Here is a 26428-nt window from a genome sequence, read left to right on the forward strand (position 1 = left end):
CGAAGTCGACAGAGCCTATTTGTTTTTTAGATTTAAGTAAATTCCGTGAGGAGCACCGCCAACCATGGCTAAACGTGATTATTATGAGGTTTTAGGCGTTTCGAAAACCGCAAGTGATGATGAGATCAAAAAAGCCTATCGTAAGTTGGCGATGAAGTATCATCCAGACCGTAACCCTGACAATGCTGAAGCAGAAGAAAAGTTCAAAGAAGCTGCGGAAGCATATGAAGTCCTTTCTGATGAAGAGAAGCGCAGCATGTATGATCGTGCTGGGCATAGTGCTTTTGAAGGTGGCTTCGGTGGTGCAGGTGGCGGTTTTGGTGGCTTTAGTGCAGAAGATATTTTCAGTCAGTTTGGCGATATCTTTGGTGGAGCGTTTGGTGGCGGTGGTCGTCAACAACGTCAACGCCGTGGTTCAGACCTTCGTTATGTCATGGAACTCACCCTTGAAGAAGCTGTAAAAGGCGTGAAAAAAACCATTACTTTTACTGCCCCAGCACCATGCGAAACATGTGATGGAAAAGGATCAAAAAATCCAAACGATGTAGAAACTTGTCGTACCTGTCATGGTGCAGGTCAAGTGCGTATGCAACAAGGTTTCTTCTCTGTTCAGCAAACCTGTAGTACTTGCCGTGGTCAAGGTAAAATCATCAAGAATCCATGTAATAGCTGTCATGGTTCAGGTGTTGCAGATCGTCAGCAAACGCTTGAAGTTACCATTCCAGCGGGTGTGGACAATGGAGATCGCGTACGTTTAACAGGTAAAGGCGAAGCCATCCGTGATGGCCAAGCAGGCGATTTATATGTTGAAGTCGTGGTTCGTGAACACGAAATTTTCCAACGTGATGGCGCAGATCTTTATATGGATGTACCTGTCAGCATTGCTGATGCTGCTCTAGGTAAAGAAATTGAAATCCCGACCCTTGATGGTCGTGTTAGCTTAAAAATTCCAGAAGGTACACAAACAGGTAAATTATTCCGCTTGCGTGCTAAGGGAGTTCGCCCTGTACGTAGCAGCATGGTGGGCGATTTACTCTGCCGTATTGTGGTTGAAACACCTGTGAATTTAAATAGTCGCCAGCGTGAATTATTGAAAGAATTACAAGCCTCGTTTGATGGTGATGGCCATGCTGCCTCTCCAAAGAAAAAATCATTCTTTGACCGCTTATTTGATTAATCGGTATTGATAAAAAAACCTGCTTCGGCAGGTTTTTTATTGGAAATTTTTAGCGCAGCCACAGAGTTTTGCTATAGTAGCTGAATTGTTTAAATAAAAGACTAGGAAAAATTATGTCATCTTCTCCACGCATTGGAATCTTGGGTGCAGGCGGACGCATGGGGCGTATTCTGATTCAAGCGGTACAACAAGCCGGCTATCAACTGGCAGCGGCTGTTGAGCGTCCTGAAAGCAGTTTGGTGGGTGCAGATGCAGGGGAGCTTGCAGGCATTGGCAATATCGGTGTCAAGATCGTGGGAAGTTTGAGTGAAGTATTGAAAGACTGTGATGTGGTGATTGATTTTACTGCACCTGTTGCAACTGAACAGCACTTAAAGTTATGCCGTGAAGCGGGTGTGGCAATGGTGATCGGGACTACTGGAATGTCAGATGAGCAAAAGGCATTTTTGGATGAAACTGCAACACAGACACCTGTGGTATATGCTGCCAATTATTCAGTTGGGGTGAACGTTTCGATCAAATTATTAGAACTTGCAGCGAAAGTGTTTGGCGATACGGTGGATATCGAAATCATTGAAGCGCACCACCGCCATAAAGTCGATGCACCTTCTGGTACGGCATTTATGATGGGTGAGGCGATTGCCGATACCTTAGGTCGTAACTTGAAAGAAGTTGCGGTCTATGGCCGTGAAGGTTATACCGGTCCTCGTGATCGTCAGACCATTGGTTTTGAAACCATTCGTGGTGGCGATATCGTCGGTGAACATACGGTAATGTTTATTGGTGAAGGTGAGCGTGTTGAAGTGACACACAAAGCCACGAATCGTATGAACTTTGCTTCAGGTGCAGTCCGTGCAGCAGCATGGGTGGTTGGTCGTGATGCGCGTAAATACGATATGAAAGATGTTTTAGGCTTTAACGAGATTGAAGTATAAAACGTTCCTTTTTTGTACTATAAAAGAGCTTGTCGAGCTTTCTTCCTGATAGAAGTGAAACAAGCTCTCGCCATCATTACAACAATTGAGCATGACATGAATAAAAAGCATATCGTTCTTGCCACATTGCTCAGTCTCAGCAGCTTTGCGGTGACTGCAGCATCAGATACAGCCAAACTCAGTTTGCATCGGAACAATATTAAGGTTTGGACTTACCAAACAGAAAACAATCCGATTATCCAATATAAAGCTGAAACCACATTTGATGTGCCCTTAGAGCGCGCTGTGGCGGTGGTACTTGATGTGGAACGTACACCGCAATGGGTGCCGTATGTGGGCAAGGCACAAATGCTGTCACGTGATGATAAGAAAGGTGAATTCACCCTGTATATGGTTTTGGATTTTCCATTTCCGTTAAAAGACCGTGATGTGGTGATTAAAGGGAAAATGACTAAAAATGCAGATGGCAGCATCAGTATTAAAAATAATGCTATTCAAAATAATTACCCTGAGCAGCCAGATGTCGTGCGTTTAACCAAATACGCAGGTGATTGGACTTTTCAGAAATTAGCCAATAATAAGGTGAAAGTCACGACCAGTGGGTATGCCGATCCAGCAGGAGCAATTCCATTGAGCTTTGTGAATATGTTTGTGCAGCAGCAACCTTATCAAATGCTGATGAAAATGAAAAAAGAAGTGAATAATCCCTTATATGCACAACCGAAGTTACCAGATTTATTGAAATAATAAAAAAGCCTGATTTAAATCAGGCTTTTTTATTTGAGCTTAAGCTTGAGGGCATTGTTGTAATGGTGGCTCTGTTTTGCTTGCTAATTTCATTTGAATGAAAACCAAGATTAAACCAATACCTGCCAGTACTGCACCAATCATGGAGACTGCCGCATAGTTTAAGCCGAGGCTTAACACGGCACCGCCTGCTGCAGCTCCAATGGCATTGCCTAAGTTAAATGCGCCAATATTCACTGAAGAAGCAAGGCCTGAGGCTTCATGTGCAACCGACATCACTCGCATTTGTAATGGTGGAACAATCGCAAAGGCTGCTGCACCCCAGATCACCAAACCGATTGCTGCACCCAATTGGCTTTGAGCAAGGATTGGGAAGATGACCATCAACGCGATCAGTAACACCAAGAAACCAATTAAGGTTTTATCAATAGATAAGTCTGCAAACTTTCCACCGAAATGGTTCCCGATTGAAAAACCAATTCCGATCAAGACCAACATCATGGTGATAAAGGTTGGAGAGGCATGAGTGAACTCAACCAGACTAGGTGCGATATAGGTATACAAGGTAAACATCGCTGAGGCACCAAACACGGTTGTGAGCAATGCCAATACCACGGGTAGGCGGGTAAGAACACTTAGCTCCATTTTTACATTAGGCTTTTGTCCAACAGATCCGACTGGGAGGGCCTTCCAAAGTGACAGCATGGTGATGACACCAAGGGCTGAAATCGCGAGGAAAGACATTCTCCAACCAATGTTTTGTCCCACCCATGTTGCGAGTGGTACACCACCAATATTGGCAATGGTTAAGCCCATAAACATGGTTGCCACCGCACTGGCCTGTTTATTTGCTGGAACAACACTGGCTGCCACCACAGAACCAATTCCGAAAAAAGCACCGTGGTTTAAGCTGGTAATTAACCGAGCGCCCATTAAGCTCATGTAATTGGGTGCAAAGGCTGCGATCAGGTTACCAATGGTGAAGATTGCCATCAGTAAAATCAGGGCATTACGACGGGCAAAGCCACCAAACCATAAGGTCATGATCGGTGCACCGAGCATCACACCCAGTGCATAACCTGTAATCAGCATGCCCGCACTAGGGATCGACACCCCAAGATCATTGGCAATATTGGGCAACAGCCCCATTGGAGAGAATTCTGTTGTGCCAATTGCAAAGGCACCAATAGCCAGTGCCAGCAAAGGAAGGTTGATGCGGCTGCTCATGTTATTTGTCCCATTCAGGCGCAAATGGTTCAGGACTCACTTCTCGACCATTACGTTCAAGTTGAGCGATCAGCTGCATTTCCTCTGCACTTAAAGTTAAGTCTTGCGCTTTTAAGTTGCTGATCAGGTTTTCACGTTTGGTTGATGATGGAATCACAGCAAAACCATTTTGTAAGGCCCAAGCCAAAGCAACTTGTGCAGTCGTTGCTTGATGCTGTGCAGCGATCTCAACTAAGGTTGGATCCTGCAGTACTTTGCCATACGCTAGTGTCATGTATGACGTCACGTCAATGTTTTGTTCACGTAAAAAATTGACCAAGGTGTGGTTCTGCAAATAAGGACTGAGTTCAATCTGGTTGGTGGCAATGTGTTCTACACCAATGCTATCAATCGCTTGTTGAGTCAAGGCGATATTAAAGTTTGAAATCCCGATTTGTTTAGTCAAACCCTGTTGTTTCGCCTCTAATAACAATTGCATCACGCTTGGGATGGAGACACCAAGTGCTGGAGCTGGCCAGTGGATCAAAGTGAGATCAACGGCATCGGTACCTAGTTTTTGCAGACTGTCTTTTAAGCTTGGAATAAATTTCTCTTCAGCAAAGTTGTCGACCCAGATTTTTGTGGTGAGGAACAGATCTTGGCGAGCAACACCACTTTCAGCAATGGCTTGACCGACAGCTGCTTCATTTTCATATACCTGTGCGGTATCAATGGCACGGTAACCCACTTCTAGGGCAGTTTTAACTGAATCGATGACCGCTTGATCTTTAAGACGGAAAGTACCTAAACCGAATTGAGGGATACGCATATTTTTCACCTAATCTTTTTTCATGCTCAGCAGAGCTATTAATTAATGGCTGTTATTTTGCGATGATTATTGTTGCTAAAAAATAGATGAATTTGCAAAATACAGTTGACTAAATATCAATAATTGAGAGGGTGGCAATGAAATCTACGGTAGAAGAACTGCTTGCTTTTATGACCATTGTCGATACCGGTTCATTTATTGCCGCTGCTGAACGACTAGGACAGACTGCATCTGGGCTCAGTCGCTCGCTCAGCCGTTTAGAATCCAAGCTCGAAGTGACCCTATTGGAACGGACCACGCGAAAATTAAAGCTCACTCAAGAAGGTCAGCAGTTTCTGCAACATGCCCGTAAAATCCTGAGTGATTTGAATGCGGCTGAGGAAGCATTACAGAAATCAGATCAGGATACTTCGGGGGTGATTCGGATTGACTCAGCTACGCCTTTTATCTTGCATGTGATCACCCCATTGGTCCATAAATTTCGGCAGTGCTATCCCAATATTGAAATTGAGCTAAATAGTAATGATTTGGTGATTGATCTACTGGAACATAAGACTGATGTGGCGTTTCGTTTTGGTGAATTAAACGATTCCAGCTTGCATGCTAAATTGGTGTGTAAAAGTCGTATCTATATTGTTGCCAGTCCTGAATATCTAAAACGCAAGGGCAAGCCTTTACAGCCTCAAGCATTGACTGAACATGATGTGATTGGTTTTACCCGTCCAACCTATATCAACACTTGGCCGATTAAAATTGAGGGTGAGTATTTTCAAACACAACCTAAAGTGAGAGCGTCAAGTGGTGAAACCGTCCGACAACTGTGTTTGCGTGGGCAGGGTATTGCTCGGCTATCCGAGTTTGAAATTTGGCAGGACATTCGAGAAGGGCGTCTTGAGGCACTATTTGAAGATCAGATCGAGCACTCCTATCAAAGCATCCATGCTGTTTATTATCAACAAGAGCACTTGCCGAAACGTGTCCGCTTATTTATTGAGTTTTTGACTGAGCAACTAAGTCAGGGCTTCTCGGTTTGCCAATAGCATCATTTTGAAGTTGTACATTCAGCACTGGGATTGACGGCCCTGTTTTTTGTATCACTGAAACAATAATATGTTGCTGTTGTAACTTGCATTCAAGTTCGACTGTTGGCAGAAAGTTGCTTGAGAGCGTCAGACCATTTTCATTGGGTTTCTTATAGGTCATTTTGATGATACGAGTCTGCTCTGGCGCGTCGCTTTTCTCCATTTTCCATAATTCATAGGTTGGTTGGTTCTGAATTTGCAGGTAGCCCTGAGAAAGCGATTTACACACTTGTTGTTGCTGGTAGGTGGCTTGGTCAGTCAGATTGCAGCCTGTAAATAAAACAGTGCTTAATATAAATAAGATATTATTTTTCATGGTCTTATCCTTTGGCTGTTGATTTTTATAGCTTAAAGGTGTTGTATAAACCAATACAGATACAGAAATTTATAAAAAAGCAGTACAGATATGACTTTCCACTATCAGCGCTTGGCAGAACAATTGGCTCACAAGATTTATCAGCATGAGTTACAGCCCCAACAAAAGTTGAGTTCTTTAAGGGAATTTGCACGTCAGCAAAGTATTAGTTTGAGTACGGCACAACAATGTTATGAACTGCTGGAAGCAAAAGGGTTGATCTATGTAAAAGCTAAATCGGGCTATTTTGTTAATTCAAGACAATATCAAAGTGCTGTACCAGACAGTCCCAACTTTGAGTCCAAAGCCCGTCAGGTTTCAAATTTAGATCTGCAAAACCAGATTCAGACGGCCTCAATTCAGCATCATTTAACCCCGTTGGGTGCGATCCAACTGTCTCCGCATTTGATTCCTGTCGATGGGTTGCGTCGCTCTTTACAACGTGCTTTGAAACATTGCCAGCCAGAAGATTTTTTATATTGTAATAAACAGGGGCATCAGCAGCTTCGTAAAGCCTTATCTGACCATTGGCGTGAAGATGGTATCTATGTCGCGACTGATGATATTTTTATTACCAACGGCTGTATGCCTGCCTTATCGCTACTGATTCAACAGATCAGCAAAGAGGGGGATAGTATTCTAGTACCGACGCCCACTTTTAATGGTCAGTTGCAAATGCTGGCTAGCCTGAAACGTAAAATTATTGAGATTCCAGCGGATCATCGTGGCATTGATTTAGAGCGCTTAGAATTTTTTATGCAACAGGGTGATGCCAAATTGTGTTTGCTCACCGCCAATTTTCAGAACCCTTTGGGCTATTGCCTTAGCAATGAACAGAAACAGCACATTGCTCAACTGGCGCAAAAATATCAATGTTTTATTTTGGAAGATGATATTTATGGTGAATGTAGCTTTCAAAAGGAACGACCTTTACCCATTCGTTATTGGGATCAGGAAGGTTATGTGATCTGGTGTGGCTCGGTATCCAAGTCATTATCAACCGCCTATCGTGTCGGGTGGTTTTGCTTAGGTCAACAGCTGCAATATCTAAGACCCCAATTATTGGCCAACAATGTAGGGGTGAATACGCCTTTGCAACTTGGTTTAGCCGATTTTATTTACAGTCGTGGTTATCGAGAACATTTGGATCAGTTAAGACCTAAACTGATGCAGCAAGTTGAACAGTATCGGGCTTATATTCTTGACGTGTTTCAGGGGGTTCCGATTGGATTAAGCCAGTCACAAGGTGGCTATGCTTTATGGATGCAACTGCCAAATAGTATTACGGGTTTGGAATTGTATTATTTGGCACAAGCTAAAGGGATCAATATCGTACCAGGGGAAGTCTTCGGTGAAGACCGCCGTTATCAGCACTTTTTGCGTTTAAATGCAGGTCATGCTTTAACAGCAGAAATCCGCCAAGCGATTCAACAGTTGGCGGATTGGGTACGACAGAGTATGAATTAGTCGAAGTCTGCTTTCAGTACGATGCGATAACGCGCTTGACCTGAATGCAGTCGTTCAATCGCCTCATTTAGTTGCGACATTGGAAATAACTCAACCTGTGGTGCGATATTTTTGCGTGCAGCAAATTGTAAAAGTTGGCGTAGTGCTAACGGTGAGCCCGTTGGTGATGAAGTGACAGATTTGGCACCCCCCATGATTGCACCGACAGAAACAGGGATTGGTTCTAAAGTCACACCTAGGAAATGTAGGCTACCTTTTGGCGCCAACGTATTTAAATAGGCTTGCCAGTTCAGGGTGACATTGACCGTACTGAGTAATAAATCAAACTTGCCACGTTGTGCTTTGATGGCTTGGGCATCACGGCTATTGACCACATGATCGGCACCCATGGCTTTGAGTTCTTCAGTTTTATCTGGGTTAGAGCTGAAAGCCGTAATTTCACAACCCCATGCTTTGAGTAACTTAATCGCGATATGACCTAAACCACCAATACCAATCACACCAACATGATGTGTGGCTTGGATTTTGTGTTTTAGTAAGGGATCAAATACCGTGATACCACCACACAGTAGCGGGCCAGCACTTTCAGGGTCTAAATCGTCCGGAAGGGGAATGACCCATTGCCAACCTGCACGGACTTTATCGGCAAAACCGCCTGCATGGCCAATGATGGTTGCTGTTTTATCACCCGTACATAGGACCTGATTACCGCCAATACAAGGATCACAGGCTTGACAGGTTTCAGCAGTCCAGCCAATGCCAACACGTTGACCGACGCGTAGTCCTTTGGCTTCTGATCCCAGTGCAATGATAGTACCAATGATTTCATGTCCTGCAACCGCAGGGTAAACCGATGATTGCCACTCGTTATTAATCACAGATAGATCGGAGTGGCACAGACCACAATATTCAACTTTGACTTCAACTTGATGGGCTTGTAATTCTCCCGCATCAAATTGGTACGGCACCACTCGCTCGCCCGCTTGCATTGCAGCATAAGCACGAATTTGATTATTGCTCATTGGAACTCCCATTCAAGGAAAATCGATGATGATTGGTTATTTAAATTGGCAATGATTTTCGTGGTCATTGACCATACCCACTGCTTGCATAAAAGCGTAGCAGGTGGTTGGCCCCACAAATTTAAAGCCACGTTTTTTTAAGGTTTTGGATAGTTTTTGGCTAAGTTCAGTTTGTGCAGGTGCTTCGCGGTAATTCGCCACATCATTATTTTCGGTTTGATGATCGACAAAACTCCATAACCAAGTGGGAACATCTTCGACGTCATCCTTAAGCTTGAGCCAAGCAATGGCATTGTCACGGATGGCTTTGAGCTTACCGATATGACGAATTAAACCTGCATCACTGAGTTTGAGTTCGAGTTGATCATCGGTGAGTGCTGCGACGTCTGTAATGGCATGTTGAAAGAAATGTGAGCGGTAGTGCTCACGTTTTTTCAGTACCGTGATCCAAGAAAGTCCTGCTTGCTGTCCTTCTAGACAGAGCATTTCAAACAGGTGAGTTTCATCATGTTGAGGCTTGCCCCATTCCTGATCATGGTAGGCAATATAGAGGGGATCATCGGAGCACCAGCCACAGCGTTGAGTTGACATATTTGATGCTCCTTGTTGTTATTTGAACAGTATAGTTTAAAGTTGGAATGCCACCCATTCATTTGGGCGAGTATCCCAATAATACAGTTCTGCGCTATTTAAATCAGTAAACTTAAGCCAAAAGTCTTTACCTGATTTATCGGCAAAACCTGTACTAATCAACAAAGCATCTTCGGTAATTTCCATGATCCAACCTTGATAGCTGGTACCACCCATGACGATTTTCTGCTGATTTCCAGACTCTGCAAATTCAACCAGACGTTCAATCAATGCTTCTGACATTGTAGATTCCTAACGTAAATATGGGTATGGATTAACTGCACCACGCCCTTTGCCATTTAAATAAATTCCGTAGTGTAAATGCGGAGCGGTATAACGAGCATTGCCAGTATTTCCCACATAACCGATCAGATCACCCTTACGCACATAGTCGCCAACATTGAGGCCGCGTTTATGACCATCCAGATGCGCATAATAGTGCCAAGAGCCTGATGGTCCAATAATCCAGATCACCTTTCCGCCTAAATTATTATTACGTAAATCAGCAACTAAGCCTTCGGTCGCACTATACACCTTCGTACCACGCTCTGCCATGATGTCGATGCCTTCATGGCTACGACCTTGACTACGTGCCGCCCCCCAAGTATCGCGTAATTCGTTTCGACTGACACCTTTAACAGGGACTGGCAGGCGACTGTCTAAACGCATCATTTTAAGTTTATTGACCTGTGAGTTGGGCAAGGGCGCTGGTTTTTTTGGGGCAGTGGTACATGCTGAAAGTAGAACCATCAACACGCCAACAACGGTATAGGAAATCGAATGACGCACATAAACTCCTTGCGTTTGATCTACAGCATTTTAGGCGTTAAGCCTTTTGTTTGGCTGTAATCAGTTTTTTCATGGCTGTTGGAATGCCTTTGGCAATCGCATTTTCTGGACTTAGCCATATGCCATTTAATTCGATACTCAACTGTTCTTTTTGATCGTGTTCCACGTGGAACAGTTTTTCATGCAGTAACCAAGTGAAGTGAGTAAAGCTATGGCTAATCTGCAATGATGATACTTGAGCTTGTAGTTTGAAGTGTTGCTCAATCTGTTGTAATTCGGTTGCTTGTTCAATGATTGGAAGACAATATAATCCACCCCAGAGGCCATGCGCTTCACGTTGTTGCCACAGCCATTCATCTCCAGATTGGATCAGTAATACATTGGCTGTTTTGACTGGAACAGGTTTCTTGGCTTTTTTGAAAGGAAGTTCCTGTTCCATACCTTGTTGATAGGCTTGGCAATACTGCTGCATTGGGCAGTATAAGCACAGCGGTTTTTTCGGGGTACAAACGGTTGCCCCCAAGTCCATGATCGCTTGGGTATAATCATGATTGCGCTCTTTTGGGCAGAGATCTTCCGCAATTTGCCAGAGTGCTCGTTCATGTTGTGGCTTGGATAGATCATCTTCGATGGCGAGGAAACGTGCCAGTACACGTTTTACGTTACCATCCATAATCACGCCATACTGACGTAAGCCAAGTGACATGAGCGCACCAGCAGTGGAGCGGCCAATGCCTGGCAGCTCAATCCATTGTTCTAGTGTTTCTGGAAATTTCCCTTGCTGACTGACAATGCCTGCCGCTTTATGCAGATTACGTGCGCGAGCATAGTAGCCGAGACCTGCCCAATAAGGTGCGACATCATCCCAACTGGCTCTTCCTAGGGTTTCTACAGTCGGGAACCGTTCAATAAAACGGTCGAAATATTGCAGTACAGTTTTGACTTGCGTCTGTTGCAACATGATTTCTGAGACCCAAACTTTGTAGGGATCATCAGCCACTTGCCATGGTAGATCGTGACGACCGTGTTGGTCGAACCATGTAAGTAGTGCATCAGAAAATGAGAAATCAGACATGAATCAGAACAGTAAAAAGCAGAGGCGTAGTATAGCGGAAATAGGTTTTTTAGGCGTTAAAATTCTATTGGAACATAAACGAGGCGTAAGTCGTCAAAGACATAGTTTGAAATTTGATGAGAACTTGGCAAGACTCCGTTAAGTTTGCACTATCCTTTTTTGAAATTTTATATATTTACGTGCAGGCGATGCCTTACTTTTGATGGGGCAAAAGTAACAAAACCCCTTTATTCGGCTGACGCCACATCCTGAGCAATTTCAAAACAACGCTTTGCACGCAGCGCAAGGCAGCCAAACAGGCGACATCCATGTCACCTTTGCTCCAGTAAACGCTTACGAGCGTCTAAATTTTGGATTTGCCCCAGTATGTGTGATCAAGAACTTAATGGATTTAATTATTTGATTTAGAGGTTAGCTTGGATGTTCTTTGATAACCTTTCAAATCACTTTAAATGTTTATCTAACAGCTCATACATCGCTTCAAGACTTTGACGTTCTGCTTCAGCGTTATAGCCTAAGTCAACATTGTTGGCCTTAGCACGCTCATCCGCAAGCGGGTTACTAAAACCATGCTTGGCATCTTCAAAAATAATTACATCGTGATCAACGGCTGCATCGTGCATTTCCTGACGGAAGCTTGCCACATTATCCAATGTCACCATGCTATCGAGTTCACCATGCAGGACTAGAATCTCGGCCTTAACTTTGCCTTTCTCAGCAGGGGCTTTCGGACTTAATATCGCATGGAAAGTCGCAACGGCTTTGATATCTGCACCTGAACGCGCCAAATCTAGCACCACTTTACCGCCATAACAGAAACCAACCGCTGCCAATTTGTCGGCATTCACTTCTGCTTGAGCCGCTAAAGCATTTAAGCCTGCTTGAGCACGGTCAACAATGGTATCAGCATGCTCAAAAGTTTGATTCATCCATTCAGAGGCTTGTGGCACATTGGTTGTAACTTTCTTATCACCATACATATCAATTGCTAAAGCGGCAAAACCATGTTCTGCAAGCTCACGTGCACGTTGTTCTGTGTATGCATTGCGGCCCCACCATTCAGGGGCAACGATCACACCTGCAACAGGCATATCAATTGCAGGCGCTGCAAAATAACCAATCAAACGTTGGCCATCTGGCGCGGTATATTCGATTTCACGAGTATTGATAGGCAAACTCATTCTATAATCCTGATCTGTATTTTTAAATTGCATTGATTAAAGCATAAAAAGCAAAATGAGTGACATTACAAAAATAGAAATGCAGTTGTACAAATATGCTAGAAATAAAAAAGAAGAATACGAGGACTCTTCTTTTTTATGTTTGTATACCGTTAATAATGAACTAGACTTTGCCTCTAGATAAGAAACCAACGATCGCCAAAATCGCGGCAACAACAAGTAAAATCACAGCAAAGTCTTTAGATAGACCTGCAACACCGCCAAAACCTAATAAACTGGCGATTAATGCAATCACTGCAAAAATAATTGCCCAACGGAACATATCAAGTCCTCCTATTTTTTCATTATTTTTTCACTATAACGCGGGTTTTTTGCTCGCAATGTGGTGTTTATGTGGTTTAAATGTTTAATACTTAAAGAAGTGTTAAATGAATAAAAAGAGATTAGACCAAGTCACACACGGATGAATGCTATAATACAAAGCTCCTTTGAAATTGAAACAATTGGTATGTCCGTCGAACTGCGCCCCAACTTTTGGAAACACTATCCGCTTGATCAGCTCAGCAATGCGGAGTGGGAAGCATTGTGTGATGGTTGTGGTCTATGTTGCTTGGTTAAACTAGAAGACGAAGAAACCGCAGAGGTCGCTTACACCAAAGTGTCATGTAAATTACTTGATTGTAAAACCGCGCGTTGTTCCGATTATCCTAACCGTCAGCAGCAAGTGCCTGATTGTATCCAGCTAACTCCTGAGCGGCTCAGCACGATTTCTTGGTTGCCACCAAGTTGTGCCTATCGTCGTTTAAGTGAAGGTAAAAATTTACCGTCGTGGCATTACCTCAATACGGGTTCACGCCAAAGTGTGATCAAAGCGAAAAAATCAGCGGCGGGGCGTTGTATTTCAGAAAACGATATCGATGAAGAACAAATTGAAGATTATATTGTTCGCTGGATACGTTAACAGTTGTCTAGCGAATCAATAAGCTATGCTGATCATAAAAACAACATTTTTGCAGTATTGTTATTGACGATGTTCCCTAAGATGAAGAATAAAAGAGGGAGATAAGCCATGCATAAACTGTTGATGACACCTTTGCTCTACAGTGGCATTTTATTTTTGGCCGCTTGCGGTACCAACGAAAGTAACTCTAAAACACCAGAACAGAATACAGCACAGCAGGCTTCAAGCCAGCGCATTGCACAAAAGTATCGGATTGAGAGTGTCGCTGAATTTGATGAGCCATGGGCGATTGTCAGTTTGCCTGATCAGCGCCTACTGATTACAGAAAGAAAAGGGCAATTAAAACTCTTTGATCCTCAAACCAAGAGCAGTATCAATGTCGCTGGCGTCCCAACCGTCAGTTATGGTGGACAAGGTGGTTTAGGTGATGTCATTTTGCATCCTGATTTTCAGCAGAATCATGAATTATATTTGAGCTATGCCAGCAAAGGCCAGGGTGGATATGGTGCGGAGATTGCACATGCAAAACTGGATTTATCTGATCCTATGCAACCCAAGCTCACAGATTTAAAAACCATCTGGCAACAAATACCGAAAGTGTCAGGGCAAGGTCATTATGGTCATCGCATGCAGTTTGGTCCCGATGGCAAACTTTGGGTCAGCTCGGGTGAACGCCAAAAGTTTGAACCCGCTCAGGATTTAAATAGTAATTTAGGTAAGGTTTTGCGTTTAAATGCAGATGGAACTGCTGCGGAAGGCAATCCGTTTTATCAGCAAGGTGGTGTAACTGCGGAGATTTGGTCATTGGGTCATCGTAATCCACTGGGAATGGTCTTCGATCAGCAAGGGCAACTATGGGTGGTTGAAATGGGTCCTAAAGGCGGTGATGAATTAAACCGGATTGTGAAAGGGGAAAACTATGGCTATCCAACGGTTTCGAATGGCGACCATTATTCAGGTTTGCCTATTCCAGACCATCATACCCGTCCAGAATTTAAAGCCCCTGAAATCGATTGGACCCCTGTGATCTCACCTTCTAGCTTGATTATTTATTCAGGTCAGCAGTTTCCTTTGTGGCAACACAAAGCGTTGATTGGTGGTTTATCCTCTGAAGCCATTGTGGTGGTAGATTTAGCTGCTAAGCCTGTCCAAGAAGTTCAACGACTTGAGATGAAACAACGCATTCGTGGCCTACATCAAGCCCAAGATGGTTCAATCTGGGTGATCGAAGATGGATCACGTGCCAAACTACTTAAACTCCATGCCAATTAAATTTTAACTTCAAGTGATATACACAATGAATCAGCCGAACTACTTTTCTATGACTTTAAAAAAACTATTTTTACTTACAGGACTGTTGTCCTGTAGTTCGGTTCTTTGGGCTGGGACTTTGACTGAGCAACAAGTTCAAACGATTGTAGACCAGCAGTTTAAGCCTTTATTAGCACAATATAAGATTCCAGGTATGGCCGTTGCTGTGACCCTGAATGGTAAACATTATTTTGTGAATTATGGGCTTGCCTCTAAGCAAAACCAACAAGCGGTAAGTAACAGTACTTTATTTGAACTTGGCTCCGTTAGTAAAACCTTTAATGCCACTTTAGCGGCTTATGCACAGGCACAAGGACAGCTGTCTTTGTCGGATCATCCTGCCAAATATTTCCCTGAACTTAAGAATACTATGGTCAATCGTGCCACCTTATTGAATCTCGGAACTTATACTGCAGGTGGTTTTCCGCTGCAATTCCCTGATGGCGTGGTGCAGCAACAAGATATGGTGAAATATTTTCAGACTTGGCAAGCAAAGACCAAAGTTGGCGCTGCGCGTCAATATTCCAACCCGAGTATTGGTTTGATGGGCTATGTCACAGCCTTGGCCATGAAAAAGCCGTATAGCGAGCTGATTGAAAAAACGCTGCTGCCGCAATTAGGAATGACACAAAGTTTTATTCGAGTCCCTGAGCAGCACATGTCGCAATATGCATGGGGGTACAAAGCCGATCAAGCCATACGTGTTTCGCCAGGTATGTTTGATGCAGAAGCTTATGGGCTGAAAAGTAGCAGTGCGGATATGCTGAAATTCCTTGATGCGCAAATTCATCCTCAGCAGTTGAAACAACCGCTTCGTAAAGCGATTGAAAATACTCATGTGGGTTATTTTAAAGTGGGTGCAATGACCCAAGGTTTGGGCTGGGAACAGTATGCCTATCCAGTAGCACTTGAAACACTTTTACAGGGGAACTCGAGCAAAATGGCGTTAGAAAGTCATACCGTTACACCAATCAAGCAGCCAAAACTTGCCTCAGCAGCGACTTATTTTAATAAAACAGGCTCAAGTAATGGTTTTGGTGCTTATGCCGCTTTTATCCCACAACAAAAAATTGGAATTGTCATGTTAGCCAATACCAATTTTCCCAATGAAGAACGGATCAAAGCCAGTTATCGCGTGATGCAACAGTTGGTTCAGAACAACAACGCGCAATAGAATGTCGCGTGAGTGTAGATTCAAATTGTAGATTTGAGCCAGACACAATAGACTAGGGTAAAAGATCATAAAGCCAGTGATGATGTCAGATACGCATATTCCTTTACCTGAACGTTTACGTCCTCGTGACTTGTCCGAAATTATTGGACAAGATCATTTGCTGGGTGAAAATGCCCCTTTACGTCAGATGATTGATCAAGGGCACCTGCCTTCGATTATCTTCTGGGGGCCACCAGGGGTCGGGAAAACCACGATTGCATTGTTATTGGCTCAAGCCGTGGATCGTCCTTTTATTAGCCTATCTGCACTCAATACAGGTGTAAAAGAGCTTCGTGAGGTGATTGCCGAAAGTGGTGACTTGTTGACCCCTGTGGTGTTTATTGACGAGATTCATCGCTTCAATAAATCACAGCAAGATGCCTTACTCAATGCGGTCGAGAAAGGCAAAATTACCTTGATTGGGGCAACTACAGAGAATCCTTCTTTTGAAGTGAATAGTGCGTTGCTGTCTCGCTGTCAGGTCTATACCCTGAATAATCTGAGTGCTGAAGCAATTCAAACCCTGCTGAATAAAGCCATTCAAACGGATAAGTTTTTAAAAGAACGTTTTATCCAGATTGAAGAATATGATGCGCTGATTCAGTTTGCGGCAGGTGATGCACGTAAGGCGCTTAATTTGATTGATTTGATTGCCAGTACCTTTGAGCCTGATATTGAGAATCTCGTAACCAATGCCATCGTCGTTAAAGTCGCGCAGCAAAATATTGCACGCTATGACAAATCGGGTGAGCAGCATTACGATCTGGTTTCGGCATTTATCAAATCGATTCGCGGTAGTGATCCAGATGCGACGTTGTACTGGATGGCACGCATGCTAAAAGGTGGCGAAGATCCAGTCTTTATTGCACGTCGTATGCTGATTGCTGCATCGGAAGATATCGGCAATTCCAATCCGAATGCCTTGTTGCTGGCGGGTGAATGTTTCCGTTCAGTGCAAGCGGTGGGGATGCCTGAGGCGCGTATTATCCTAGGGCAATGTGCCGTGTATCTGGCCACTAGCCCGAAAAGTAATAGCACCTATCTTGCGATTAACAAAGCCTTAGAGTTGGCAGAAAAAACCGCAAACCTGCCTGTGCCTTTGCACTTACGCAATGCGCCAACCAAGTTGATGAAGCAGCAAGGTTATGGGGTGGATTATCTGTATCCGCACAACTATCCTGAACATTTCGTGTTACAGGACTATTTGCCTCCAGAATTACGCGGTACCAAACTGTACGAACGAGCCTTAAATAAACGTGAGGTCGAAGGCGAACGATTACAGCAGCGCCGTTGGCAACAGGAACAACAGCAACAGTAATCAAAAACTCGGTTTAGGTACCGATCATTTTAAAATTGTCCAAAGCAAAATTCCGAATCGCATCGATAGATTCTGCTTTGGCCTTAATTTGCTATTTGTATAAAAATGAACGCAAAAAAAGCAACACTGATTGGATTGGTCGCGATCTTGCTTTGGAGTTTGATCGTTGCCTTGATTAAGGATGTGAGTAGTCATTTTGGCGCAGTGGGTGGTGCAGCGCTAATTTATACACTGGCCTCCATTTTCCTGCTGTTCTCGGTCGGCTGGACCAGCCTCAAAAGCTTTCCCAAAACCTATTTGATCTGGGGCAGTATTCTATTTGTTGCCTATGAAATTTGTTTATCGCTTTCGATTGGCTATAGCAGTAATAATCGACAGGCGATTGAGGTGGGGATGGTCAATTATTTATGGCCAACCTTTACCATGGTCGCTGCCATTATTTTTAATCAGCAAAAAGCCAATTTTCTGATTATTCCTGGCTTTATCATTTCAATATTGGGGATCTGTTGGGTACTCGGTGGCGAACAGGGCTTAGATTTGGCAGGGATGTTACAAAACATTCAGCACAATCCATTCAGTTATGGGCTTGCCTTTATTGGAACATTACTGTGGGCTGCCTACTGTACGCTCACAGCAAGAATTGCGCAGGGCAGCAATGGCATCACCCTATTTTTTATTCTCGTCTCGGCGGTGCTGTGGGTTAAATATGCATTGATGGGGGGCGGCACATTTGATTTTGATTGGTCTTCTTCAATTTCATTGTTTTTTGCGGCAGCAGCGATGGGCTTTGGTTATGCCGCTTGGAATGTTGGGATTTTGCATGGTAATGTAACGCTATTGGCAGGTGCATCCTATTTTATTCCAGTTTTATCCGCCTTTTTTTCGGCAATTCTACTCAGTACCCCATTAGGTCTTTCTTTTTGGTATGGTGCATTTATGGTGTGTTTGGGTTCAATTCTATGTTGGGTAGCAACACAGAAAAAACGCTAAAATATTCTCTGGTTTAGCTTGGTGTTGCTGCTGCGCTGAACAGTCACTGTATTTTTGTAAGCGACCTCTAGACACTACAGATAAAAGGTCGCATCATCCCGCTTATCAAGGATGATCAAGCTCCACCATGACCACAAACAAAATTAATGCTGCGGAAAGTATCCGAGGCTTGGCATGTCTCGCTGTTGTGTTGTCACATTTATCACTGACCTTTTTTCCACAACTGCATAATTTTGATGTAAGTGCTGTACCGCAATATAATTTTTTTGCGCAGTTACATCACTCACCGTTGGCCTTCTTTTATTCAGGTACAGGCGCGGTTTTTGTGTTCTTTGTTTTAAGTGGTTTTGTACTGACATTATCCAGTTTTAAAAAGCACAATACCGCAATACAATTGAAAAATTCCTTGATCAAACGTTACCCACGTTTGGCAATTCCAGCCTTCGTCTCTTGTATCATCGCTTATCTGGTGTGTTTTGTGCCTGTCGATGTGTCGCATGTTTCCGAATGGGGAGCAGCACTTGCCAACCCACATCCGCAACTGGGTACGGCCTTATATGAAGGCAGTATTGGTGCATTTTTATTTGGTGATTCCAGCTATAACTGGGTGCTGTGGACCATGCAAATTGAGTTGCTTGGGTCACTGGTGATTTATCTGGCCTGTTATTTCTATGGCAAGCTGCCAATTCTCTGTGGCCTATTTCTCATCATTAGCATTTTGACCGCGTATATGATCTCGCAAACCGTGTTGCTGGGTCTTCTCAGTTTCGTTTTGGGGATGGGACTGTTTCTCTATGCTGCAGAACTGAGTACAGCAGTTTCAGTACTGCTATTTTTGTTGGGATTGTATTTTTGTGGCGCACACAACAGCAGCAACAGTTATCAGTTTTTTACTCAATTTTGGGGTGAGCAGAGCTATGACTATCTCAACTTTATCGGTGGCTTTTGCATTGTTTATGCCGTACTCAAAGGTAAGTGGTTAGCACAGTTTTTTGATCGGACTGTTTTGGTGTTTTTAGGCAAAATCTCATTTTCAATTTATTTAATTCATCTTGCTGTACTTTACGCTTTGGGGATTCCATTATTTAATCTATTGCATGTGCAGTGGGGTTTTTCCTATTTAAATGCAGGATTATTGGCGAGCCTATTGAGTGTGTTATTGAGCATTGTGTTGGCACAGCCTTATAGCCATTATGTCGATGATCTTGCGATTAAAGTCTCCAATAAGCTAGCAAAAATGTTTTAAACCTTGTGCTATGTCGTGTGCATAGCCTATGTAGAGCTGTTCGGAACTTGACCAAACATTACAAAAATAATCAGTGAATGCTTTCTATTACAAACAGAATCCGCTTTAATCAAAAAAGACATAATAAAAATATGGGTTTTAATTAATGAACCGTACTTATCTCAAACACTGCGTTTTATTCACGTCTATTTCACTGGCTGTTGCGGGCTGTGCAACGACGGCAGTACCTGTCACTGCAACAGAACAACTGTTTTATGGTGGCCCGATTCTGACGATGTCAGGTAATAGTCCTGAATATGCTGAAGCCCTGTTGGTAAAGGATGGAAAAATTGTTTTTGTGGGCTCAAAGCAGCAGGCTGAACGCTTGGCGGATAAAAAAGTTCAATCGATTGATCTAAAAAATAAAACCTTATTGCCAAGTTTTATTGATGCGCATAGTCATGTGAATATGGTTGGTTTCCATCAAATGGTGGCCAATCTCTACCCCATACCTGATGGTCAGGTCTTAGATATCAATTCTTTGGTGAATGTGCTGAATAGTTGGAAAGCCCTAAATCCATCCGTGATTAAAACCATGGGCGGCTGGATTTTGGGTAATGGCTATGATGATGCACAACTGAATGAGCAGCGTCATCCGACGGCAACCGATCTCGATCGGGTGTCTCAAGAGCAACCTGTAATGATCTTGCATCAATCTGGGCATTTAGCATCCGTCAATCATAAAGCACTTGAATTACTGAAGATCAATCAAAACACCCAGAATCCAGCAGGGGGAGTGATTCGCCGTGAAGCCAACTCAAATGTCCCAAATGGCGTGTTAGAAGAGTCCGCTTTATTTACCGCAATTGGCTCAATTTTTAAAGACGTGCCGCCTGCGGTAATGTTCCAGATCGCAGAAAAAGGGATTGATGCCTATGTAAAAAATGGTTTTACCACGGTACAAGAAGGGCGGGCTGATCAGGGGACTACTGAAATGTGGCATGTCTTAGCTAAGCAGAATCGACTGCCAATTGATGTGGTTTCTTATCCCGATATCACCACCAGCCAAGACTATATGCTCAAGCAAGGCAGTCAGCGACAGTATGATCATCATTTTCGTATTGGTGGAGTGAAAATCAGTTTAGATGGCTCACCTCAAGGTAAAACCGCTTGGCTGACACAACCCTATTTGGTACCGCCTGAAGGTAAAGATAAGACGTATAAGGGCTATCCTGCCATAAGTAATGATCAGCAGGTCAAGGACTATATCAATTTAGCCTTTAAGCAAGGGTGGCAAGTACTGGCGCATGCCAATGGCGATGCTGCGATTGATCAATTTATTGGGGCAGTGAAGGATGCTACAGCAAAACAAGGACTAGCAGATCGTCGTAGCGTATTGATCCATTCGCAAACCATTCGTGATGATCAACTGGATCAGCTCAAAGCCTTAGATATTATTCCATCTTTCTTTTCACTACATACCTTTTACTGGGGCGATTGGCATCGTCAGCAAACCTTAGGCGAAACTCGCGCTGCACATATTTCGCCAACCGCAACCGCTTTAAAAAAGCATCTGATCTTTACCGAGCATCATGATGCACCTGTGGTACCACCGAGCAGTATGATGATGCTGGATGCGACCGTGAACCGAGTAACGCGGAGCAATTATGTGTTGGGTGCAGATGAGCGCATTAGCCCTTATCTGGCATTAAAGTCGATGACAGATTGGGCCGCGTATCAGTACTTTGAGGATCAGACCAAGGGTACTTTAAGCCAAGGTAAATTAGCTGACTTGGTCATTCTGAATCAGAACCCGTTGACTGTACCCAGTCGTGAGATTAAAAACATTAAGGTATTGGCCACTTATAAAGAAGGCAAACTGATTTATCAGAACGTGCAGAATTAAAGTAAAAACCGAGCCATCTGGCTCGGTTTTTGACTATTACCAACGATAATTGATCTTGCCGTAATAGAACGCGCCATTAAAGCCAAAAGGCGAGAACTGGCTATAAGGCAAGCTACCGCCTGTGGGTTGGTTGATGTCATAAACATCTTTATCAGGATAAACATCGGTAATATTGTCGCCGCCAACGGTAAAGTTCCAGTTTTGATATTGGTAAGACAACGCTAAATCCAATAACCATTTGGCTGAGAATTTTTGATCTTTGGCTTCGCCAGAATTACTAAAGGTTTTAAAACTGCCATAACGTGTGACATTGGTATTTACAGTGAAGTTTCCAAGCTTATAGTCATTGGCTAAACTGAACTTATGCTCAGGCGTACTGCCAGCCAATAAACCGTATTGCTCTCGACGATCAAGACGCGTGAGGTTAATGCCCAGAGCATCTAAGATAGCAGGATTACCATCCACGTGGGTCACTTTATTTTTATTGTAGTTGTAGGCCAATGAGGTATTGAGTTCGCCATAAGGCAATGCAGTCCATTTATAGGTTGCAACTAAGTCAACACCACGCGTGCGGGTATCGCTGGCATTGTTGAAATAACGAATCGTGCTGAAGTTGGTGTCGGTGATGCCTTTTGAATTCAGGTATTGGCGGACGGTCGCACTGCTGGCATTGATATTGGAGGACAGACTAATTCGATTATCAATGTCGATTTGATAAGCATCCAAAGTCACATACAGTTGATCAGTTGGGGTAAGCACTAAACCTACACTATAGTTCTTGGATTTCTCTGGTTTGAGTTGTTCTGCACCAAGCAGTTGAGCAACGTATGACGTGGTGGGGAAGGTTCCTGCTTCAGCAAATTGACCATTGACCAGTTGTGAGGAGGTTTGGGTGAAATATTGTTGGGCAAGACTTGGCGCCCGGAAACCGGTAGATGCACTACCACGTACAGCAATCGCTGGATGAATCGCATAGCGCAAAGATAATGATGCATTATCGGTATGTCCAAAATCATTATAATATTCGTGGCGATATGCTGTAGATGCAGATAATTTTTCAGTCAAACTGGCTTCTAGATCCAAATAAGCTGCATAACTGTCGCGTGACCATTCACCTGCATCGGCAGAGCGAAAGCCTGCTAAACCAGAAGAGCCACTTTTATAATAGGAGGCTGGATCACCCGCTTGGATTTGATATTTCTGATTTAAATATTGTGTACCAAAGGCAACATTCAGTGGGCTAGCAAGCGCTGCAAGATTAAACTCTCGAGAAAGATCAAAATTCACCACTGTTTGTGCATTTTTCAGCGTACCATTCTGAAAGCCGAAAGGTGTGGTGGCTGTATCTTTATAGAGATCAACATTAATGGTCTTGGTATCGACATCATAACGATTTAAACCATAATTCACCGAGGCATCATAATGCCAGTCTGACCAATCACCTTTGATCCCTGCAACTGCGCCAAAATCATCGAGTTGGCCCTGAATGATGGGTAGATAGCCATTTGGATAAAGAGTAGGGATATTATTGGAGGCATTGCTTAAACGATAGAATCCAGCAGTTTCGGCATTACGGTGGCTATAGGTCGCAAACGAATACAGCTCTGCATGATCACTGAGGTCATAACCTAAATTCAAGGCTGCTTTTACCTCATCGGAATCTGGATCCCCAAAACGGAAAGTGCGCTGTCCATAGGTGCTTGATTTTGGATCACGCAGGTCAGCACCTGCACGGTTGGTGGCTTGGCTATCCTGCCATTCCCCTGAAAAAATCGCATAACCATAATTATTCAGTTTAGCTCCACCAGAAACAAAGGATTGTTTTTGTTCACCATCTCCTTTGTTATAAATCCCGTATTTAATCCCAGCTTCACCATGCGTCGGGTTGGATTTCAAAATAATATTAATCACGCCTGCAATCGCATCGGAACCATAGCGGGCTGATGCACCTTCACGGAGTACTTCGACACGGCTAATCGCTGAGATCGGAATCGCATTCAAATCGGTTGGGGCAGAGCCACGACCAATGGTTCCGCCAAGGTTAATAAACGCGCCTGTGTGGCGACGTTTTCCATTAACCAAAACCAGTACTTGATCGGGTGCCAGTCCTTTCAATTGAGCAGGACGGACCAATTCTGTCCCATCCACCACGGTTGGGCGCGGAAAATTAATTGAAGGAATAATTCGAGATAGTGCAGTCCCGAGTTCATTAGAGCCGGTGCGCTCAGTCAGTTCTTTGGCACTAATCACATCAATCGGCTGTAAGGACTCTGTTTGTGAGCGATTGTTGGCACGGGTTCCTGTGACCACAATGGTCGCGAGTGTTTTGACTTGTTCGGGTTCTATTGGATTGTTCTCAGCCGCATGAACATTGCTATATAGGGCAAGCAGAATAAGACTACTACTTAGACTTAAAGGAAAAGTCTTTAAAATGGGAGCATTCATTTTGATCTTCTAACTCAAGTTTTGTAAACATTTGTGAACATGGTAGGAGGATCAAAATACTTTCAAAAACAATATAAAAACATAAGGTTAGAAAAAAATTCGCAAAGCTGATTTTATGAATTTTAAGTTTATGATTTATATGATATTGATATTTAAAATGAAGTCGATTATTTTTGAATAGACAATAAAAAACCAGCCTGACTAGACTGGTTTTTTATTTAGAAGTAACAGCTTAGCTAGGTTTAGATATCATCTAAGTTAATGCCTAAACGAGAAGCAACTTCTTCATAAGCTTCAACCACACCACCTAAACCTTGGCGGAAACGGTCTTTATCTAATTTCTTCTTGGTGTCTTTATCCCATAAACGGCAACCGTCTGGAGAGAACTCATCACCCAAAACGATACGGTCATGGAACACACCGAATTCAAGTTTGAAATCAACCAGAATCATATTACCTGCGTCGAATAATGCTTTAAGCACATCATTTACTTGGTAAGTGAGTTCCTTCATTTTTTCAAGTTGTTCCGCTGTTGCCCAACCTAAAGCAATCGCTTGAGATTCGTTCACCATTGGATCGCCAAGCGCATCATCTTTGAAGAACAATTCAAATGTTGGCGGAGTTAATTCCTTACCTTCTTCAACACCTAAACGACGGCAAAGAGAACCAGCGGCATAGTTACGAATCACACATTCAACTGGAATCATCTGAAGTTTTTTAACCAGCACTTCAGTTGGAGAAAGCAATTTTTCAAAATGCGTTTCAATACCTGCAGCAGCTAATTTGTCCATGATGAAGGCGTTAAAACGGTTGTTGACCTTGCCCTTACGGTCCAATTGCTCAATTTTTTCACCGTTGAATGCCGAGGCATCATCACGGAATACTAAGATCAGGTGATCAGCATTGTCTGTCTCATATACAGATTTAGCTTTACCAGTATAGAGCAAGGTTTGTTTTAACATGGGGGAACCTTTTGAAAAAAATGCCTAGTAAACGACTAGGCTGGCCAATTTTGGTAAATCTGAGCTAACACTTCAGTTGCAACCGCTGGGTCTGCAAAAGTGGTGTCAAGTTTGAAGAGGGCAATGGTGTTATTTGAGCCAACAGCAGTAAGCTTCAATAGGTAGTTCTGATCACCAACCTTAATAGTCGCTTCATAGCCATGATCTGCTTGAGAAATGACTTTGTAGTTGAGGCTGTTGACGGTCGCAAAAGTATATTGCCATGCAGTTGCTGTTGGGCCTTCCACTTTCAGTAATGGGTTTTTATTCCCATCCATCACCAATTGTGGACGACCTAAAGTCGTTGCTGCCGCTTCAGTGGTATTGCTTGCAGTTTTCATTGACTCTGGACGAGGCAATGCATAACGGTTGCCAGTTGCGTTCTCAAATGTTGGCGCATGTTGAATCGCAAGTGGATCAACCGTTGGGGCTGGATACAATGGCGTGAATGGTCTTACCGTTGCATTCTCAGGGAATTTGAGTGGTTCAAGCGCTTGCGCTTTTTTATAATCTAAAGAATGATTATTGAGGGCAAAACGACCACAACCAGCCAAACTTAAAGCTGAAATGACAAGGACAACACCAAGACGTAATTGCATCATAAATTGCTCGTATTAAATAATGCCCGCAGTTTTGAGATCTGTGCGGAGCGGTTCACGATATTGTTCTGCTAGAGCGGTTAGTGGCAGGCGTAAACCTGTACTAATATATCCCATCTCATGCAACGCCCATTTCACAGGAATTGGGTTTGATTCGCAAAACAAAATATTGTGTAGATTTGCAATTTGTTGATTCAAACTTTGTGCTTTTGCTTTATCACCTGCCAAGGCAGCTTCACAAACTTCGCTCATTTGTTTTGGTGCAACGTTGGCAGTAACTGAGATATTGCCTTTGGCACCCAATAAAATCAGTTCCCAAGCAGTTTCGTCATCGCCTGAGTAAACTGCGATTTTACCATTTAGACCTTCGATGAGGGCTTGACCACGTGGTACATCGCCTGTTGCATCTTTAATCCCAACAATGTTTTTAACATCAGCTAAACGAATCACGGTTTCATTTTGCATGTCAACGCCAGTACGACCTGGAACATTATAAAGAATTTGTGGAATATCAACTGCTTCAGCAATTGCTTTATAGTGTTGATATAAGCCTTCTTGTGTTGGTTTATTATAATATGGCGTAACGAGCAATGCTGCATCAGCACCGAGTTGTTTGGCTGCTTTGGTTAGTTCAATTGCTTCGTGAGTTGAGTTTGCACCTGTACCCGCGATAATTGGAATGCGTTTATTGGCTACACGAATCACTTCTTTGATGACTTGTGTGTGTTCTTCCATACTTAATGTAGAGGCTTCGCCCGTTGTGCCAACAGCAACAATACTATGTGTACCTTGTTGGATGTGCCACTCAACGAGCTTCTCAAGACTCTTCCAATCTACGCGACCATCTTCAAACATAGGGGTGACGAGTGCGACAATTGAGCCTTGAATATTCTGTGCTAGCTGAGTCATTTTAAAAAACTATCCTATTTTCCCATCCGAGATTGAATTAGTTGAAACGAAATAT

The 26428-nt window shown here is 43.3% G+C and carries 26 protein-coding genes; 12 read left to right on the forward strand and 14 right to left on the reverse strand.

From position 1 onward, the window contains the following. The first annotated feature begins 64 nt into the window (after positions 1-64). From dnaJ to F3J02_RS07485, 3 genes are all read left to right on the forward strand, one after another. Positions 65-1177: a molecular chaperone DnaJ gene (gene dnaJ, locus F3J02_RS07475; protein ID WP_004803417.1), complete on the forward strand. Its 1113-nt coding sequence runs from the start codon at positions 65-67 to the stop codon at positions 1175-1177. A 113-nt stretch (positions 1178-1290) separates the two neighbouring features. Beyond that, positions 1291-2112, forward strand: a complete 822-nt coding sequence (dapB, locus tag F3J02_RS07480) for a 4-hydroxy-tetrahydrodipicolinate reductase (RefSeq protein ID WP_167248421.1) — start codon at positions 1291-1293, stop codon at positions 2110-2112. 96 nt (positions 2113-2208) lie between these two features. After that, positions 2209-2859 (forward strand): START domain-containing protein, encoded by a 651-nt coding sequence (locus tag F3J02_RS07485; protein WP_167248422.1) that lies wholly within the window; start codon positions 2209-2211, stop codon positions 2857-2859. 39 nt (positions 2860-2898) lie between these two features. On the opposite strand, the gene F3J02_RS07490 is transcribed toward F3J02_RS07485, so the two are convergent. Continuing rightward, entirely contained in the window at positions 2899-4086 is a 1188-nt protein-coding gene (locus F3J02_RS07490) for an MFS transporter (RefSeq protein WP_167248423.1), read from the reverse strand. 1 nt (position 4087) lies between these two features. Further along, complete coding sequence (dkgB, locus tag F3J02_RS07495; protein ID WP_167248424.1) at positions 4088-4894, reverse strand: 2,5-didehydrogluconate reductase DkgB; 807 nt, start codon at positions 4892-4894, stop codon at positions 4088-4090. Between the two features lie 137 nt (positions 4895-5031). Between dkgB and F3J02_RS07500 the strand changes: the two genes are divergently transcribed. Next, complete coding sequence (locus F3J02_RS07500; protein WP_167248425.1) at positions 5032-5934, forward strand: LysR family transcriptional regulator; 903 nt, start codon at positions 5032-5034, stop codon at positions 5932-5934. On the opposite strand, the gene F3J02_RS07505 is transcribed toward F3J02_RS07500, so the two are convergent. Beyond that, on the reverse strand, positions 5882-6292 hold the full coding sequence (locus F3J02_RS07505) for a hypothetical protein (protein WP_167248426.1): 411 nt from the start codon (positions 6290-6292) through the stop codon (positions 5882-5884). The two genes, F3J02_RS07500 and F3J02_RS07505, sit on opposite strands and share 53 nt — an antisense overlap. Before the next feature lie 90 nt (positions 6293-6382). On the opposite strand from F3J02_RS07505, the gene F3J02_RS07510 reads away from it, so the two are divergent. After that, entirely contained in the window at positions 6383-7798 is a 1416-nt protein-coding gene (locus F3J02_RS07510) for a PLP-dependent aminotransferase family protein (RefSeq protein ID WP_167248427.1), read from the forward strand. Here F3J02_RS07510 and ahr read toward each other — a convergent pair. The 7 genes from ahr to F3J02_RS07545 form a co-directional block, all read right to left on the reverse strand. Then, positions 7795-8820: an NADPH-dependent aldehyde reductase Ahr gene (gene ahr / locus F3J02_RS07515; RefSeq protein WP_167248428.1), complete on the reverse strand. Its 1026-nt coding sequence runs from the start codon at positions 8818-8820 to the stop codon at positions 7795-7797. The genes F3J02_RS07510 and ahr overlap by 4 nt on opposite strands. 36 nt (positions 8821-8856) lie before the next feature. After that, positions 8857-9411, reverse strand: a complete 555-nt coding sequence (locus F3J02_RS07520; protein ID WP_167248429.1) for a DNA-3-methyladenine glycosylase I — start codon at positions 9409-9411, stop codon at positions 8857-8859. Positions 9412-9447: 36 nt separating this feature from the next. Next, positions 9448-9693 carry a hypothetical protein gene (locus F3J02_RS07525; RefSeq protein ID WP_016162502.1) on the reverse strand — a complete coding sequence of 82 codons (246 nt, stop codon included), beginning with the start codon at positions 9691-9693 and terminating at the stop codon, positions 9448-9450. 9 nt (positions 9694-9702) lie between these two features. Then, entirely contained in the window at positions 9703-10200 is a 498-nt protein-coding gene (locus F3J02_RS07530; RefSeq protein ID WP_171526071.1) for a M23 family metallopeptidase, read from the reverse strand. A 76-nt stretch (positions 10201-10276) separates the two neighbouring features. Then, positions 10277-11314 carry an A/G-specific adenine glycosylase gene (gene mutY, locus F3J02_RS07535; RefSeq protein WP_167248431.1) on the reverse strand — a complete coding sequence of 346 codons (1038 nt, stop codon included), beginning with the start codon at positions 11312-11314 and terminating at the stop codon, positions 10277-10279. A gap of 443 nt (positions 11315-11757) precedes the next feature. Beyond that, the gene (locus F3J02_RS07540; RefSeq protein ID WP_167248432.1) at positions 11758-12495 is read right to left on the reverse strand and encodes a dienelactone hydrolase family protein; all 738 of its coding nucleotides are present in this window, start codon (positions 12493-12495) and stop codon (positions 11758-11760) included. 163 nt (positions 12496-12658) lie between these two features. Next, entirely contained in the window at positions 12659-12817 is a 159-nt protein-coding gene (locus F3J02_RS07545) for a DUF1328 domain-containing protein (RefSeq protein ID WP_016162498.1), read from the reverse strand. Between the two features lie 186 nt (positions 12818-13003). Between F3J02_RS07545 and F3J02_RS07550 the strand changes: the two genes are divergently transcribed. From F3J02_RS07550 to F3J02_RS07580, 7 genes are all read left to right on the forward strand, one after another. After that, entirely contained in the window at positions 13004-13456 is a 453-nt protein-coding gene (locus tag F3J02_RS07550) for a YcgN family cysteine cluster protein (RefSeq protein ID WP_167248433.1), read from the forward strand. 108 nt (positions 13457-13564) lie between these two features. Further along, a complete protein-coding gene (locus F3J02_RS07555) occupies positions 13565-14728 on the forward strand; it encodes a PQQ-dependent sugar dehydrogenase (protein ID WP_167248434.1) in 1164 nt (387 codons plus the stop codon). 25 nt (positions 14729-14753) lie between these two features. Next, positions 14754-15941 carry a class C beta-lactamase gene (ampC, locus tag F3J02_RS07560; protein WP_167248435.1) on the forward strand — a complete coding sequence of 396 codons (1188 nt, stop codon included), beginning with the start codon at positions 14754-14756 and terminating at the stop codon, positions 15939-15941. 82 nt (positions 15942-16023) lie between these two features. Then, positions 16024-17298: a replication-associated recombination protein A gene (locus tag F3J02_RS07565; protein WP_017402174.1), complete on the forward strand. Its 1275-nt coding sequence runs from the start codon at positions 16024-16026 to the stop codon at positions 17296-17298. Between the two features lie 105 nt (positions 17299-17403). Further along, positions 17404-18288: an aromatic amino acid DMT transporter YddG gene (yddG, locus tag F3J02_RS07570; RefSeq protein WP_167248436.1), complete on the forward strand. Its 885-nt coding sequence runs from the start codon at positions 17404-17406 to the stop codon at positions 18286-18288. A gap of 127 nt (positions 18289-18415) precedes the next feature. Continuing rightward, a complete protein-coding gene (locus F3J02_RS07575) occupies positions 18416-19534 on the forward strand; it encodes an acyltransferase family protein (protein ID WP_167248437.1) in 1119 nt (372 codons plus the stop codon). A gap of 145 nt (positions 19535-19679) precedes the next feature. Then, positions 19680-21419: an amidohydrolase gene (locus F3J02_RS07580; RefSeq protein WP_167248438.1), complete on the forward strand. Its 1740-nt coding sequence runs from the start codon at positions 19680-19682 to the stop codon at positions 21417-21419. 36 nt (positions 21420-21455) lie between these two features. Here the strand turns inward: F3J02_RS07580 and F3J02_RS07585 are convergent, their stop codons facing one another. The 4 genes from F3J02_RS07585 to dapA form a co-directional block, all read right to left on the reverse strand. Continuing rightward, a complete protein-coding gene (locus F3J02_RS07585; RefSeq protein WP_167248439.1) occupies positions 21456-23864 on the reverse strand; it encodes a TonB-dependent receptor plug domain-containing protein in 2409 nt (802 codons plus the stop codon). A gap of 242 nt (positions 23865-24106) precedes the next feature. Beyond that, positions 24107-24826, reverse strand: a complete 720-nt coding sequence (gene purC / locus F3J02_RS07590; RefSeq protein WP_005201682.1) for a phosphoribosylaminoimidazolesuccinocarboxamide synthase — start codon at positions 24824-24826, stop codon at positions 24107-24109. A 35-nt stretch (positions 24827-24861) separates the two neighbouring features. Next, positions 24862-25464, reverse strand: coding sequence for a lipoprotein-34 precursor (NlpB) (locus F3J02_RS07595; protein ID WP_167248783.1), 603 nt, complete (start codon positions 25462-25464; stop codon positions 24862-24864). A gap of 15 nt (positions 25465-25479) precedes the next feature. After that, on the reverse strand, positions 25480-26373 hold the full coding sequence (dapA, locus tag F3J02_RS07600) for a 4-hydroxy-tetrahydrodipicolinate synthase (protein WP_167248440.1): 894 nt from the start codon (positions 26371-26373) through the stop codon (positions 25480-25482). Positions 26374-26428 lie beyond the last annotated feature (55 nt).

Source organism: Acinetobacter sp. Tr-809 (assembly GCF_011753255.1).
Lineage (GTDB): Bacteria > Pseudomonadota > Gammaproteobacteria > Pseudomonadales > Moraxellaceae > Acinetobacter.

Bases quoted from the DNA above. Each gene is read 5' to 3' on its own strand.
- ampC (WP_167248435.1), top strand. From the start codon at position 14,754: ATGAATCAGCCGAACTACTTTTCTATGACTTTAAAAAAACTATTTTTA.
- dnaJ (WP_004803417.1), top strand. From the start codon at position 65: ATGGCTAAACGTGATTATTATGAGGTTTTAGGCGTTTCGAAAACCGCA.
- ahr (WP_167248428.1), bottom strand. From the start codon at position 8,820: ATGAGCAATAATCAAATTCGTGCTTATGCTGCAATGCAAGCGGGCGAG.
- F3J02_RS07555 (WP_167248434.1), top strand. From the start codon at position 13,565: ATGCATAAACTGTTGATGACACCTTTGCTCTACAGTGGCATTTTATTT.
- dapB (WP_167248421.1), top strand. From the start codon at position 1,291: ATGTCATCTTCTCCACGCATTGGAATCTTGGGTGCAGGCGGACGCATG.
- F3J02_RS07525 (WP_016162502.1), bottom strand. From the start codon at position 9,693: ATGTCAGAAGCATTGATTGAACGTCTGGTTGAATTTGCAGAGTCTGGA.
- yddG (WP_167248436.1), top strand. From the start codon at position 17,404: ATGAACGCAAAAAAAGCAACACTGATTGGATTGGTCGCGATCTTGCTT.
- F3J02_RS07505 (WP_167248426.1), bottom strand. From the start codon at position 6,292: ATGAAAAATAATATCTTATTTATATTAAGCACTGTTTTATTTACAGGC.
- F3J02_RS07510 (WP_167248427.1), top strand. From the start codon at position 6,383: ATGACTTTCCACTATCAGCGCTTGGCAGAACAATTGGCTCACAAGATT.
- F3J02_RS07485 (WP_167248422.1), top strand. From the start codon at position 2,209: ATGAATAAAAAGCATATCGTTCTTGCCACATTGCTCAGTCTCAGCAGC.
- F3J02_RS07565 (WP_017402174.1), top strand. From the start codon at position 16,024: ATGTCAGATACGCATATTCCTTTACCTGAACGTTTACGTCCTCGTGAC.
- purC (WP_005201682.1), bottom strand. From the start codon at position 24,826: ATGTTAAAACAAACCTTGCTCTATACTGGTAAAGCTAAATCTGTATAT.
- dapA (WP_167248440.1), bottom strand. From the start codon at position 26,373: ATGACTCAGCTAGCACAGAATATTCAAGGCTCAATTGTCGCACTCGTC.
- F3J02_RS07530 (WP_171526071.1), bottom strand. From the start codon at position 10,200: ATGGTTCTACTTTCAGCATGTACCACTGCCCCAAAAAAACCAGCGCCC.
- dkgB (WP_167248424.1), bottom strand. From the start codon at position 4,894: ATGCGTATCCCTCAATTCGGTTTAGGTACTTTCCGTCTTAAAGATCAA.
- F3J02_RS07550 (WP_167248433.1), top strand. From the start codon at position 13,004: ATGTCCGTCGAACTGCGCCCCAACTTTTGGAAACACTATCCGCTTGAT.
- F3J02_RS07520 (WP_167248429.1), bottom strand. From the start codon at position 9,411: ATGTCAACTCAACGCTGTGGCTGGTGCTCCGATGATCCCCTCTATATT.
- F3J02_RS07500 (WP_167248425.1), top strand. From the start codon at position 5,032: ATGAAATCTACGGTAGAAGAACTGCTTGCTTTTATGACCATTGTCGAT.
- F3J02_RS07580 (WP_167248438.1), top strand. From the start codon at position 19,680: ATGAACCGTACTTATCTCAAACACTGCGTTTTATTCACGTCTATTTCA.
- F3J02_RS07545 (WP_016162498.1), bottom strand. From the start codon at position 12,817: ATGTTCCGTTGGGCAATTATTTTTGCAGTGATTGCATTAATCGCCAGT.
- F3J02_RS07585 (WP_167248439.1), bottom strand. From the start codon at position 23,864: ATGAATGCTCCCATTTTAAAGACTTTTCCTTTAAGTCTAAGTAGTAGT.
- F3J02_RS07540 (WP_167248432.1), bottom strand. From the start codon at position 12,495: ATGAGTTTGCCTATCAATACTCGTGAAATCGAATATACCGCGCCAGAT.
- mutY (WP_167248431.1), bottom strand. From the start codon at position 11,314: ATGTCTGATTTCTCATTTTCTGATGCACTACTTACATGGTTCGACCAA.
- F3J02_RS07595 (WP_167248783.1), bottom strand. From the start codon at position 25,464: ATGCAATTACGTCTTGGTGTTGTCCTTGTCATTTCAGCTTTAAGTTTG.
- F3J02_RS07490 (WP_167248423.1), bottom strand. From the start codon at position 4,086: ATGAGCAGCCGCATCAACCTTCCTTTGCTGGCACTGGCTATTGGTGCC.
- F3J02_RS07575 (WP_167248437.1), top strand. From the start codon at position 18,416: ATGACCACAAACAAAATTAATGCTGCGGAAAGTATCCGAGGCTTGGCA.